Origin of the sequence: Microcystis sp. M113S1 (assembly GCF_020246945.1) — a bacterium.
In the GTDB taxonomy this organism is placed as follows: domain Bacteria; phylum Cyanobacteriota; class Cyanobacteriia; order Cyanobacteriales; family Microcystaceae; genus Microcystis.
The window spans coordinates 1-11,912 of record NZ_JADBSA010000153.1 but is presented as its reverse complement, the minus strand read 5'-3'; the positions used below and the strand labels follow the sequence as shown (position 1 = coordinate 11,912).

Genomic DNA, 11,912 nt, shown 5'->3' with positions numbered 1-11,912 from the left:
TGTAAAACAGTCTTAGATAGGGATCATAATGCAGCAATCAATATTCTTAAAAAAGGGTTGAAATATTTGGGAAATCATCTCAACGGTACTGTTGGGCAAACAGAAACCGACCCAAACGCCTTGGGAGAGTCCGGCCTCTGGATTCTTAATGGAGACATTGAGAATCTAAGCTGTCTCGTTGAACAAGGAATTTCTAACAGCGATGGGTCAAGAATCCCCCGTCACAGCGTAGCTTGACGGTGGGAGTATGTCAAAGTTAGCGGTAACTCTCGATAGATGGGATATTACAGGGGTTTTCCATAGGCGATCGACTATTTGTGCTACACTGATTGCCAATGTCAACGATAAAATTAATCCTATTGATCATGTTAAATAGCAGCCAATTACAGGATTTAATCAGTAAATCACTACGTTATCTGTTAATTATCGGCACTATTGCCCCCCTAACTTCCTTAGAAGCCCGCCCAGTCCAAGCCACTCCTGCGAGTAGTCCTGCACCCGCTAAAGAGGCGATTGCTCCTATCCCCGCAGAAAGCAAAGAGTACACCCTAGGAGAAGGGGATAAAGTGCGCGTCACCGTTTACCAAGTCGCGGATTTAAGCGGCGATTTCCTCGTTTTAGCCGATGGAACCCTGACTTTACCTCTGATTGGTAGCGTCAAAGTGGAGGGAATGACCGTCACCGAAGCCGGCCAAACCCTCGCTAAACGTTACACCACCTATCTCAAACGTCCCGTGGTTACTGTTAGCATTCTCACCCCCCGGCCTCTGCAAATCGCCATCGCGGGGGAAGTCAATCGTCCGGGTACTTACACAATTAACCCCGAACAAAGCCAAAAAACGCCCCTATTGACCGAAATAATCCGGCAAGCGGGGGGAGTGACTACGGTGGCCGATATTGGTCAAGTTCAAATCCGACGCAACCTCAAGGGACAAGAACAGCTAATTCAAGCCAATCTCTGGCAATTAATCCAAAAAGGCGATAAAACCCAAGATATTAGCCTCAGAGATGGTGATAGCATCGTTATTCCCACCAAAACAACCCTTAGCGTCGGGGAAGTCAATCAATTAGCCGATGCCAATTTTGGACTAGATAGCGATCGAGAAATTAATGTTACTGTGGTGGGAGAAGTTTATCGTCCGGGGTCCCATCGCATTGTCCCCACTCCCAACAATAACAATAACAACAATAATGACCAAGATCGCGGCGGCACCAGGAAACCGGCCCGACTAACCCAAGCTATCCAACAAGCGGGAGGCATCAAACCTCTCGCTGATATCCGACAGGTACAAGTGCTGCGTTATACTCGTGACGGTTCCCAGCAGAAAATCCCCGTAGATCTCTGGAGTTTGCTCGATAAAGGTGATATGACCGGCGATATCTTTCTTCAAGAAGGGGATACGGTGATTATCCCCACTGCTACTGAAATCTCGGCCAAAGAATCGGAAACCCTAGCATCGGCCAGTTTTGCCCCTAAAACCATTAACGTGAAAGTGGTCGGGGAGGTGAAAAAACCGGGGACAATTGAAGTTCCTCCCAATACCCCTCTCAATCAGGCAATTTTAACCGCAGGAGACTTTGATAAGCGTCGGGCCAATCAGTCCACAGTGGAATTAATTCGTCTCAATCCTAACGGGACCGTCACCAAAACCTCAATTAACATCGATTTTTCCCAGGGTATCAACGAGAAAACTAACCCGATTCTCCGCAATAATGATGTGGTGGTGGTTCATCGTAGCGGTCTGGCCTCTGCTACCGACACCCTCGGCACGGTTTTAAGTCCCTTTACTGGTCTGACAGGCTTCTTCAACGGATTTTTTAATCTTTTCCGTTAAAAAAGTTTACTTTACCCCGATGTCAATAGCTAAGTAATCGAGCTAATAATAGATATAGAAACGGCAAAAAGTCGTGAGCAGTCACGGCTTTTCTGCTCAATAGACTCAGGAAAGAAAACTATGATTTTTCTCCTTACTCTAGCCCTAATCGCCCTGTCGATTAGCTACAATGTTCAAGGCGAAATAATTAGCCTCAGTACCCGCTTATTAGGTCTTTTTTGTGGCTTGTTAAGTTTGTTCTTTACACCCCTACCGGTAAAAGTTTTTATCCTTGTCACCTTAGTCCTCTTCAGCTGGGATTTTCAGCCCTAAACCCGACTGAAACCCTAAGCATACTTAACCCATCAAAAAACTGTTATGCAAAAACGCTATCTCGGTCAGACTAATATAGAAATTACTCCCCTTCTCGTGGGTACTTGGCAAGCAGGAAAAAAGATGTGGGCAGGTATTGAAGATGAGGAAAGTATTAAAGCAATTCGTGCCGCTTTTGAGGCAGGAATTACCACTGTAGATACAGCCGAAATCTACGGGGAAGGTCACTCAGAATTGATTGTCGCTCAAGCTTTAGCCGATGTGCGAGAACAGGTAATTTATGCCACAAAAGTTTTTGCTAATCACCTCAAATATGAGCAAGTTATCGCAGCTTGCCATCGCTCTTTAAAAAACCTCCAAACTGATTATATCGATCTCTATCAAATTCATTGGCCTAGTGGCTCATGGAACACGGAAATAGTGCCTATTTCTGAAACTATGGCCGCTCTTAATTATCTGAAAGCACAGGGAAAAATTCGAGCTATAGGGGTTTCCAATTTCTCCCGCTCTCAACTGGAAGAAGCTAGTCAATACGGCAGAATTGAGAGTATTCAACCTCCCTATTCTCTGTTTTGGCGCTCGGTAGAAAAGGAAATTATGCCCTATTGTATAGAGAATAATATTTCTATTCTGGCCTATTCTCCCCTTGCCCAAGGTTTATTAACAGGAAAATTTAGAACCGGTTATCAGTTGGCAGCGGAAGACCATAGAATTAAAAATAAACTCTTTCATGGCGAAAACTTTCCGAGGGTACAAGCGGCTTTAAATCAATTAGAACCGATTGCTGACCGCTATAATTGTTCCTTAGCTCAATTATCTCTTGCTTGGTTAATTAAGCAACCCCAAACTAATGCAATTGCTGGGGTAAGAAATGCCGCTCAAGCAGTTAATAACGCTCAAGCAATGACAATTAATTTAACCCCGGAAGACCTAAAATTAATTGATAATATTGGTAAACAGGTAACTGATTTCTTGGATGATAATCCCGTGCTGTGGGATTTCTAAAAATTATACAGCAGTTATCTTAAGGGTGAAGACAGAAGCTTTGGTTAATTCTCAGGAAAAAGCCTGTATAATGACAGCTATAGTCCGATTCTTATCGCAGGATTATACCTATGGCTAAATCCAAAAAACACAATCTGCAATGGATCAAAGAAACCCTCGATTTAAATCCAGATCATAACTGGAAATCTAGTCCGGGTAACAGTATTTTTGTAGCTGGTCGCGGTGCAGTTCGCTTTGAAGTTCCGCAAGATTGGCATTTTGAACCCGATGATAATTCCTTTCGTTTTTTAGATAGAAAACCTCCCGATGATGATTGTCGTTTAGAGGTTTCCTATAATCTACTTCCCCCCGGAGATTGGAAAGAATTACCCCTGAAAGGAATGGTCAAAAAATTAGCTCGTGAAGATAGCCGCAATCCTCACGAAATCGGCGAAGTTATCCAAGAAAAACGACAAACCGTACGCATTGTTTGGGTGCAAATTCAATTCATCGACCCCCAAGAAAATCGGCCAGCTTATTCGCGCATTGCCGTGGGCATTGGTTCCGGGGTTCAATGTTTAATTACTATGGATTATTGGGTCGATGATGCGGAAAAATTCACCCCCGTCTGGGATACGGTTATCTCCTCACTGGTGTTAGGTTTATACATTCGCGATCCCCGCAGCGGTTTAGCTTTCCCCGACTAAAGGTAATAGCAATTTTGCGGGAAAATTTCCTTGACAAAAAACCTTAATTGTGATAATAGAAAAATCGATCGCTCGACTCTGGTGGGGATAGCTGCCGGTCCCCGCATTGACGGGATGTGCGGGAAAGCAAGAGGCACTCAGACTTAAACGCAAGCTATGACCTTGAGGAATAGTGATAAAAGTGGCCTGCATAGCAATATTTAGGGGCGATTCGGGATTATTTACCCGTTTATAACCCTGAGTGATATTAAAAACTCGACCATCGGGGGTAACTTGAGAAACCACCGCACAGATATCGAAACTAACCGCATCTGCTTGACAATAACAATCCAGACGGGGACTACCCAAAATCGTTAAATCTTTCTCTAGGGGGGGAGAAGTGTAGGTAATCACATCACTGCGACAGTCTAGCATGGTGCGGTCGAATATTCCCCCCGGTAGGGCGCTATGACCTCCTAAAGATGGGACCGGTCGCCAAGGATCGTGAACGATGGTATCCTCGATCGCAGGTTCTAACAAAATCGCGCTTAATTTCCCCTCATCCTCGCGCAGATTGGCTAAACCTTGACTAGCAAGATAATAAATTTGCTGATTTTCTCTGGGAAACTTCTCCAGATATCGCCATTGATTAGACCCCATTTGAAATAGATACATAGGAGGAGTTTTTAATAACTCCGTTTCCTGACCTTTTAAGAAATAATCAAACCATTGCAGCTGCATTTTATCCACGGGACTAATTGCCTCTTGACCATAATCTATCTCTCCTACTTTTCTCCCCCAGGGTAGATGAGTCCAAGCACCAATAATTAGCTGTTGGGGATAGATAGAACGCGCTTGCATTTCTTGGTATAAACCCAAAGTTCCCCGGAGATGAGGATCGAACCAACCCCCGATATGTAACATCGGTAAATCGATATTTTTTAAAAGGTTTTGCGGGGATAAATTTTGCCAATAGTCATCGGGAAGATAACGAGTAATCCAATCGTGATAAAAAGAATCAGCAGCTAAATCTTGCAGAATTTGGGGAGAGGCAGCAATAGGATCAAAAAGGGGTAAATTTCGGGAAGCTACCCAGAGTTTTTGATAGGCAGTTTCGTCCCCTTTTAATCTAGCTGTTTCCGCTGCTAATTGTATTGCCCAAGCGAGATTATATTGGAAATTAAATGCTTCATTTTCATAGCCCCAATCTCGATATAAATCGTGAGCGATCATTGCTGGGCAAATAGTTTTTAAAGCAGCATGACCATTAGTAGCGGCGTATAATTGAGTCATTCCCTGATAGGAAAAACCATACATTCCCACCACACCCGTATTATTAGGAATAGTTAAAACCCATTCAATAGTTTCTAATCCGTCGCTAATTTCATGGGCAAATAAATTAAAATTTCCCGTCGAGTTTCCCCGTCCCCGGACATCCTGAATTACCACAATATAACCCTGACGTGCATACCAGCTAGGATGGGCATAAACCACCGTAGAAGCGATCGTTTTTCCGTAGGGTTGTCGCATTAGTAAAATGGGAAAAGATTCCCTACTATCGGGACGATAAATATCGGCAACTAAACTAATTCCATCTCTGGTGATTAAACTAGCCGTTTCTTTTTTTATGGGGTAGGGATTAAGCATTATTATCTCTTTCAGATAAAAAATAGTGTCAGGTGGCTCAATCGAGAAAACTTGACAAAGACCAGATAAAGCTTAACTAAATGTTACAATAGAGGCGGACTGCCTCAACTGCCTAGGACTGGAGAAAAATCAGCGATGCTACGACTAGAGAGAATTAGTAAGATTTACCCGACGGGAGAAGTGTTAAAAGATGTCACTTGGGAAGTAAAAACTGGCGATCGCATCGGTTTGGTGGGAGTCAATGGGGCCGGAAAATCCACCCAGCTGAAAATTATTATGGGGGAAGTGGAACCCACCGCTGGGGAGATCATCCGTCCTACCAGTCTCCATATCGGCTATCTTACCCAAGAATTTGAAGTGGATCCCCGTCGGACGGTACGGGAGGAATTTTGGACGGTGTTTCAAGAAGCGAATCAAGTCCACCATCAACTAATAGAAATTCCCCAGCGCATGGAAAAAGCTGATCCCGAAGAATTAGATCGCTTAATTCATCAATTGGATCGCTTACAAAGACAATTTGAAGCGTTAGATGGTTACGGATTAGAAGCGCGCATCGAGAAAATTTTACCAGAAATGGGCTTTACTATTGATGACGGCGATCGCTTGGTAAGTTCCTTTAGTGGTGGTTGGCAAATGCGGATGAGTTTAGGCAAAATTCTCCTGCAAACTCCCGATATTTTACTCCTCGATGAACCGACTAACCATTTAGACTTAGAAACCATTGAATGGTTAGAAAAATTCCTCAAGGATTTAACTACTCCTATGGTCATAGTTTCCCACGACCGGGAATTTCTTGATCGTCTCTGTACCAAAATTGTCGAAACGGAAAGGGGAGTTTCTACCACTTATTTAGGTAATTATTCTGCCTACCTACAGCAAAAATACGAACAACAATCTGCTCAGTTAAGTGCCTACGAACGTCAGCAAAAAGAACTAGAAAAACAGCAAGCTTTCGTGGATCGGTTCCGTGCCAGTGCCACCCGCAGTACCCAAGCAAAAAGCCGGGAAAAACAATTAGAAAAGGTAGAAAAAATTGAAGCACCAATCGCCGATGTGCGTACCTTAAAATTCCAGTTTCCTCCAGCAGTGCGTAGTGGTCGGGAAGTGGTAACTATTAAAAATCTTGTTCACATTTACGATGATAAAATTCTCTTTTTCGGAGCAAATCTGGAAATAGAAAGGGGCGATCGAGTGGCTTTTTTAGGCCCAAATGGTGCAGGAAAATCCACGCTTTTACGTTTAATTGTTGGGTTAGAACCCCCCACAGAAGGCTCGATCGAAATCGGTAAACATAACGTTATTCCTAGTTATTTTGAGCAGAACCAAGCGGAAGCTTTAGACCTAACTAAAACTGTTTTAAATACCATTCATGATGAAGTTCCCGATTGGAAAGATGTGGAAGTTCGCAGTCTTTTAGGGCGATTTTTATTCAGCGGGGAAACGGTATTAAAAAGAGTAGAATCTTTGAGTGGTGGCGAAAAAGCGCGTCTTGCCTTAGCCAAAATGTTACTTGCTCCCGCTAACTTATTAATTCTCGATGAACCGACTAATCACCTCGATATTCCCGCCAAGGAAATGTTAGAATCGGCTTTAAAAGTTTATGAAGGCACGGTTTTAATTGTTTCCCATGATCGTTATTTTATCTCCCAGGTAGCTAACAAAATTGTCGAGATTCGGGAGGGCGAATTAATTGCCTACGCAGGAGATTATCACTATTATCTAGAAAAACTAGACGAAGAAAAACAAAAAGCCGAACAAAAACGCATTGAAGCAGAAAAAGCGGACAAAGCTGCCGCTAAACGGGCTAAACAAAAGACCAAAAAAGGTTAGAATGTTAAAGTATCACCCTATCCACGATTATCTATTCATTAATTAATCTTATGGCAGCTATAAAAGTAGGCGATCGAGTTCCCAATTTTTCTCTCCCTTCCCAAACAGGGACAACGGTTAATGTCAGCGATTTAATCGGTAAAAAATCCCTGGTAATTTATTTCTATCCCAAAGATGACACTCCGGGTTGTACCGCAGAATCCTGCGCTTTCCGCGATAGTTACGAAGTGTTTACCGATGCGGGTGCGGAAGTTATTGGTATTAGTGCCGATAGTCCCCAATCTCATCAACAATTTGCCCAAAAATATAATCTTCCCTTCACCCTTTTAAGTGATAGCGATAACCGAGTCCGGAAATTATTCGGTGTTCCCTCTACCTTATTCTTCCTCCCCGGACGAGTTACCTATATCATTGATCAAGAGGGAATCGTCAGACATATTTTCGATTCTATGTTAGATTTTAAAGCTCACGTTACCGAATCTTTGAACACAATTAAATCTTTTTAGGTTGATGATTATGGAAGAAATTAAGACACCTATCCCATAATGAGGCTGGTTCTGACTTAAAAATAAAATTAATGGTGTGTTAATTTTGACTAACACACCCTCAATCTGCTTTAGTTATTGGCAAAAATGACGGCTGGAAACAGAAGGCTAACATAGGCAAAGCTAACACCCAAAAGTTTGTCGTTATTCCTTATAAACGTCTAATTGAAATGTTAACTTATACTAAATCCGTTGAGTAGTGGTTTCAAGTTACAACATCCTAAGAAAAGGATTCCCAAATCTGTTCAGCTATGGGATAGAGAGGTGCGTAGTTCAGCCAAGGAGAATTAATCTCTCGAAGTAAAGGTGAAGGGAATTTCTCAAATAGAATTCAGTCTGTTTATATTTGACTATACTTTTACTAACTATATAGTAAAGACTTTCAGGGTGTTTTGCTTGACGACTCCAATGGACTTGCTATAGGAACGATAAAAGTTTAACTTTCTTTGCACGATGCTAAATAACAAACTACAACTTCTGTTAACCAGGGTAGGCACATGGGCTGTTGGCGGCCTGCTCGGCGGTTTGATCGGCTCTCTGGCCGCGGTACTGCTGACTGAGGCAATTAAGCAAACCCTCAGGATTGCCTCTGACCTAGGCAAAGTCTGGCTACTGCTGCTGCCTCTGGTGGGCGTTACCTTAGCAGCGCTAGTCCTGTTTGGACTGGGTAGGGGGCAACCCGTGCAGACCTTAGCTCCCCGGGGGGCGACTTCCTCTGGCCGCTGGGGTTCTCTCATGGACTGGTACTCCTTCCCCCATGACATTGCTCGCGCCGACCTGACCGGTGACGTGGTGAACGCATCCGGCGCCGAAGAGCGCTTCCCCTGGAATCTAGCCCCCTTGCGCGCCCTGGCCATCCTCTCCACTGTTGGACTGGGTGCGCCCATGGGAACAGAATCACCGGCAGCTCATATTGGCGTGGCGACGGGAACCTGGTTAGGCAGCACAAATCCAGCCCTGCGTCAACTGGTGCGGCCGCTGGCCATCGGCGGCGGTGCGGCAAGTGTTTCTGCTCTGATGGGAATCCCTCTGGTGGGCAGCTTTTTTATGTTTGAGTTGAGTCAGCGACGCCAGGTTCCGATCACCCCGGAGCGGGCAGCGGCGATGTTAGCCGGGGGACTGGTGGGATGGGGAGTCAACGCTGCCTTTAAGCTGCAACTGATCCGGCTGGTCGTGCCGCGGCTTCCCCCGACTGACTTCTGGGATGCGGTGGGTGCCACTTTGTTGATCGGAGTGATCGCCGGCACGATTACAGCCCTCACTGGTGAGGCGATCTACTGGGCCAGAGGCTTGCGGGACAGGCCTGCCACTCGTCTTCTGATCGGTGGCCTGGTGATGCTGTTTCTGGCGATCGTGATCGGACAGGTGGCGACCCCCGCAGCAGCTTTTGGGCCGGGGGGAGACGCTATCCGCTGGGCCGAAAACATTGAAACAACTCCTTACCATCTGTTAGCGGTAGCTCTGCTCCGGGCTGCCGCCACCACCGCTGCCGTTTTAGCCGGGGGCTGTGGCGGCGTGTTTGTCCCTTTTCTGGCGATCGGCGACCTCAGTGGCCGGGTGTTCGCAACCACCTTTGAGATTTCGGGGGATCTGGCGGGTGCGGCGGGGGCAGCGGCTGGTATTGCTGGCGGCTATCGCCTACCTCTGACCGCCATGGCGATGGTGCTGGGGGTGGGTGGACCGGGGGCAGCCCAGCTAACCTGTCTTGCCACAGTGGTGGTCGCCGCCCTTTCAGGATTGGTGGCCGCACGGGCAGCCAATCAACTCTCCAGTTCCCTGCGCGCAATGTTCCGCTAGAAGCCACCGTCAGGGGAATAATATCTTGTCTGGCTAAATAACTGTCATGCACTCTACAAAATCAGTGATCGCACTAATTCCTAATTTATGAACGATCTGCCAACCAGCCAACCGCCCAGACTCTAAAATCGGCAAATTAATCGCCGAGAAATACGATCAATGGATTCTAGAGGCAGAAAACCCAGAAGCGATCGAATCCAAAATGCGATCGAGAATGCAATCGGAAGCCTGAGAGAAAATTAAAAGAGAATATTGATCGATTTTGTCTTCTCTCTTGGCATCCATCCAAAGCCTTAATGCTTTGTTTCTGATCAATTGTACTGTACGAATAGCTTCATCAATAGCAGAACACTGACTTGGTTTGACCAATGCTTTCATTTCTAAGACAATCATTGTTTATCGACCTCAAATAACTTATTTTGTGTTAACCTATACAGCACAGATTGTCAAGATTTTAGTCGTGCTTCGCTGTTTTATATTGGTCGGGGTTTCATCCCGTCGCGCTCATGGGAGGGTCTTCACCCCAACATTTGAGATAAAAACCCCTAACAAATCCTCTTAGGGGTTTTTACCTATCAGAAAACTGGTAACAACTTGTCGTAAAGTGAAATAGGACTGACCAGTGCCACCGATTTTGATCAGCAAACTCTCATGATTCATCAACCCCCGGCGGGGACAAGGGATTTATTGCCCCTAGAAGTTACCCAAAAAGGCTGGATTAACGATCGCCTTCAGTCTGTCTTTCAGCGTTGGGGCTATCAAAGGATCGTCACCTCCACCATTGAATGGCTCGATACCCTCACCGCAGGCGGTGCGATCGATCCCAGCACCGTGATCCAACTCCACGGGGATAGTCAAGGACTATCGGGATTACGCCCCGAATTAACCGCTTCCATTGCCCGCAGTGCCGTCACCCGCATGAGTGGGGAATCCTATCCCCAACGTCTTTGTTATCGGGCTAACGTTTTTCGTCGCCCTAGTGCCGGTTATCACGGTCGTCAAGTGGAATTCTATCAAGCGGGGGTAGAACTGCTCTTTTCTGGCGGTTTACTAGCTGATGCCGAGATTTTACTGCTCCTGGCCGACTGTTTCGATAGTTTGGCCGTCCCTAACTGGCAGATTATTTTAGGAGAAGCGGGTTTGACTCGTTCGCTACTTTCTCCTTTTCCCGGTCCCCTACAGGAACAGGTGAAACGCTGTTTAGCCCTCCTCGACTACGTTAGCCTCGAAAATCTTCCCTATCCCAACGAAACCCTCCGGCAGCAAGCCCGACAATTATTTCACCTGCGCGGTAATCCTGAGGATGTCCTCGCACAAGTGGCCGTATTAGCCCAGGAAGAATCGGCCCAAAAAGCCGTTAATAACCTTAAATCCCTAGTAGAGCTGCTTAATGCCGATCGCTCTGAACCCTTCCCCCTAATTCTCGATTTAAGTCTGATTCAAACCTTTGATTACTACACCGGCATCGTTTTTAAGGCGGTTAGTTATCACCAGCAAAATCTCAGTATTTTAGGCCAAGGCGGACGCTATGATCAATTATTGGGTGTTTTTCATCCCCAGGGCCAATCGGCTCCGGGTATCGGTTTTTCCCTGAATATCGAAGAACTCCACGAAAGTTTATTATCAGGGCAGACTTTACCCACTCAAGCTCCCCCCCTCGACTGGTTGCTTATCCCTTTGGGTAATAACGCCCAGATAGCGACTTTTAGTAAAGCTCGCTCCCTTCGCACCGGTGATCCGAATCTGAGAGTGGCGATCGATTTAGGGGGTCGCAGCGAGGCACAAATTCGTACCTATGCCCGCGATCGAATGATTAAAAATCTCGCCTGGGTGCAAGAAGATGGTTCCGTGATCGAAGAATCTCTCTAAAAGGGGGCAAAAGCAGCGGAAATTCCGCTGCCCGCTACTATAGGACTCTATCTAGGGTTTGCTGAAAAAGTACGGGCGAAGCATTCGGGCAATAACCTATCGGTGAAACCGTAGATTTTTTATCCGAATGCTTCGCCCCTACAGGACGCGGGCCGATGAAGACGCAAGGTTTTGAAGCACGATTCTCTCAAAATCTTGCACCTGTTTCGCGAGAAAAGCCACAAAACCCTTACCTTGCCTACATTTCACCTTTATTCAGCAAACCCTATATAGTTTTACCAATAAATGTTAGAACAAAGATGTAGATGTAGGTTGCTCTAATGGGAAGTTTTGTGACGACAAGTAGCATTGATGATATTTATGGGGAATAATAGATTTAGATGAGTGCCTAACTTTCCAATTGGTAG

Annotated in this window: 9 protein-coding genes and 1 pseudogene; 8 read left to right on the top strand and 2 right to left on the bottom strand. The window is 45.6% G+C overall.

Translation table 11 applies throughout. The annotated features are described in order from the left end of the window. From IM319_RS07690 to IM319_RS07675, 4 genes and pseudogenes are all read left to right on the top strand, one after another. Positions 1-237, top strand: a pseudogene (locus IM319_RS07690) (RNA-guided endonuclease TnpB family protein); the annotation flags it as partial. 98 nt (positions 238-335) lie between these two features. Next, positions 336-1,835 (top strand): SLBB domain-containing protein, encoded by a 1,500-nt coding sequence (locus tag IM319_RS07685; RefSeq protein WP_287685291.1) that lies wholly within the window; start codon positions 336-338, stop codon positions 1,833-1,835. A gap of 357 nt (positions 1,836-2,192) precedes the next feature. Further along, positions 2,193-3,152, top strand: coding sequence for an aldo/keto reductase (locus tag IM319_RS07680; protein ID WP_287078775.1), 960 nt, complete (start codon positions 2,193-2,195; stop codon positions 3,150-3,152). Positions 3,153-3,262: 110 nt separating this feature from the next. Beyond that, positions 3,263-3,838: a hypothetical protein gene (locus IM319_RS07675; protein WP_147069357.1), complete on the top strand. Its 576-nt coding sequence runs from the start codon at positions 3,263-3,265 to the stop codon at positions 3,836-3,838. Here the strand turns inward: IM319_RS07675 and IM319_RS07670 are convergent. After that, on the bottom strand, positions 3,821-5,464 hold the full coding sequence (locus tag IM319_RS07670; RefSeq protein WP_287735195.1) for a CocE/NonD family hydrolase: 1,644 nt from the start codon (positions 5,462-5,464) through the stop codon (positions 3,821-3,823). The genes IM319_RS07675 and IM319_RS07670 overlap by 18 nt on opposite strands. A gap of 135 nt (positions 5,465-5,599) precedes the next feature. Between IM319_RS07670 and IM319_RS07665 the strand changes: the two genes are divergently transcribed. The 3 genes from IM319_RS07665 (at position 5,600) to IM319_RS07655 (ending at position 9,636) form a co-directional block, all read left to right on the top strand. Beyond that, positions 5,600-7,294, top strand: coding sequence for an ABC-F family ATP-binding cassette domain-containing protein (locus tag IM319_RS07665; protein ID WP_287735194.1), 1,695 nt, complete (start codon positions 5,600-5,602; stop codon positions 7,292-7,294). 50 nt (positions 7,295-7,344) lie between these two features. Next, positions 7,345-7,800: a peroxiredoxin gene (locus IM319_RS07660; protein ID WP_287675217.1), complete on the top strand. Its 456-nt coding sequence runs from the start codon at positions 7,345-7,347 to the stop codon at positions 7,798-7,800. Positions 7,801-8,292: 492 nt separating this feature from the next. After that, the gene (locus IM319_RS07655) at positions 8,293-9,636 is read left to right on the top strand and encodes a chloride channel protein (RefSeq protein ID WP_287735193.1); all 1,344 of its coding nucleotides are present in this window, start codon (positions 8,293-8,295) and stop codon (positions 9,634-9,636) included. A gap of 156 nt (positions 9,637-9,792) precedes the next feature. On the opposite strand, the gene IM319_RS07650 is transcribed toward IM319_RS07655, so the two are convergent. After that, on the bottom strand, positions 9,793-10,029 hold the full coding sequence (locus IM319_RS07650) for a hypothetical protein (protein WP_287735192.1): 237 nt from the start codon (positions 10,027-10,029) through the stop codon (positions 9,793-9,795). Between the two features lie 258 nt (positions 10,030-10,287). On the opposite strand from IM319_RS07650, the gene IM319_RS07645 reads away from it, so the two are divergent. Beyond that, positions 10,288-11,505: an ATP phosphoribosyltransferase regulatory subunit gene (locus IM319_RS07645; RefSeq protein WP_287735191.1), complete on the top strand. Its 1,218-nt coding sequence runs from the start codon at positions 10,288-10,290 to the stop codon at positions 11,503-11,505. The last annotated feature ends 407 nt before the right edge of the window (positions 11,506-11,912 follow it).

Bases quoted from the DNA above. Each gene is read 5' to 3' on its own strand.
- IM319_RS07685 (WP_287685291.1), top strand. From the start codon at position 336: ATGTCAACGATAAAATTAATCCTATTGATCATGTTAAATAGCAGCCAA.
- IM319_RS07680 (WP_287078775.1), top strand. From the start codon at position 2,193: ATGCAAAAACGCTATCTCGGTCAGACTAATATAGAAATTACTCCCCTT.
- IM319_RS07675 (WP_147069357.1), top strand. From the start codon at position 3,263: ATGGCTAAATCCAAAAAACACAATCTGCAATGGATCAAAGAAACCCTC.
- IM319_RS07670 (WP_287735195.1), bottom strand. From the start codon at position 5,464: ATGCTTAATCCCTACCCCATAAAAAAAGAAACGGCTAGTTTAATCACC.
- IM319_RS07665 (WP_287735194.1), top strand. From the start codon at position 5,600: ATGCTACGACTAGAGAGAATTAGTAAGATTTACCCGACGGGAGAAGTG.
- IM319_RS07660 (WP_287675217.1), top strand. From the start codon at position 7,345: ATGGCAGCTATAAAAGTAGGCGATCGAGTTCCCAATTTTTCTCTCCCT.
- IM319_RS07655 (WP_287735193.1), top strand. From the start codon at position 8,293: ATGCTAAATAACAAACTACAACTTCTGTTAACCAGGGTAGGCACATGG.
- IM319_RS07650 (WP_287735192.1), bottom strand. From the start codon at position 10,029: ATGATTGTCTTAGAAATGAAAGCATTGGTCAAACCAAGTCAGTGTTCT.
- IM319_RS07645 (WP_287735191.1), top strand. From the start codon at position 10,288: ATGATTCATCAACCCCCGGCGGGGACAAGGGATTTATTGCCCCTAGAA.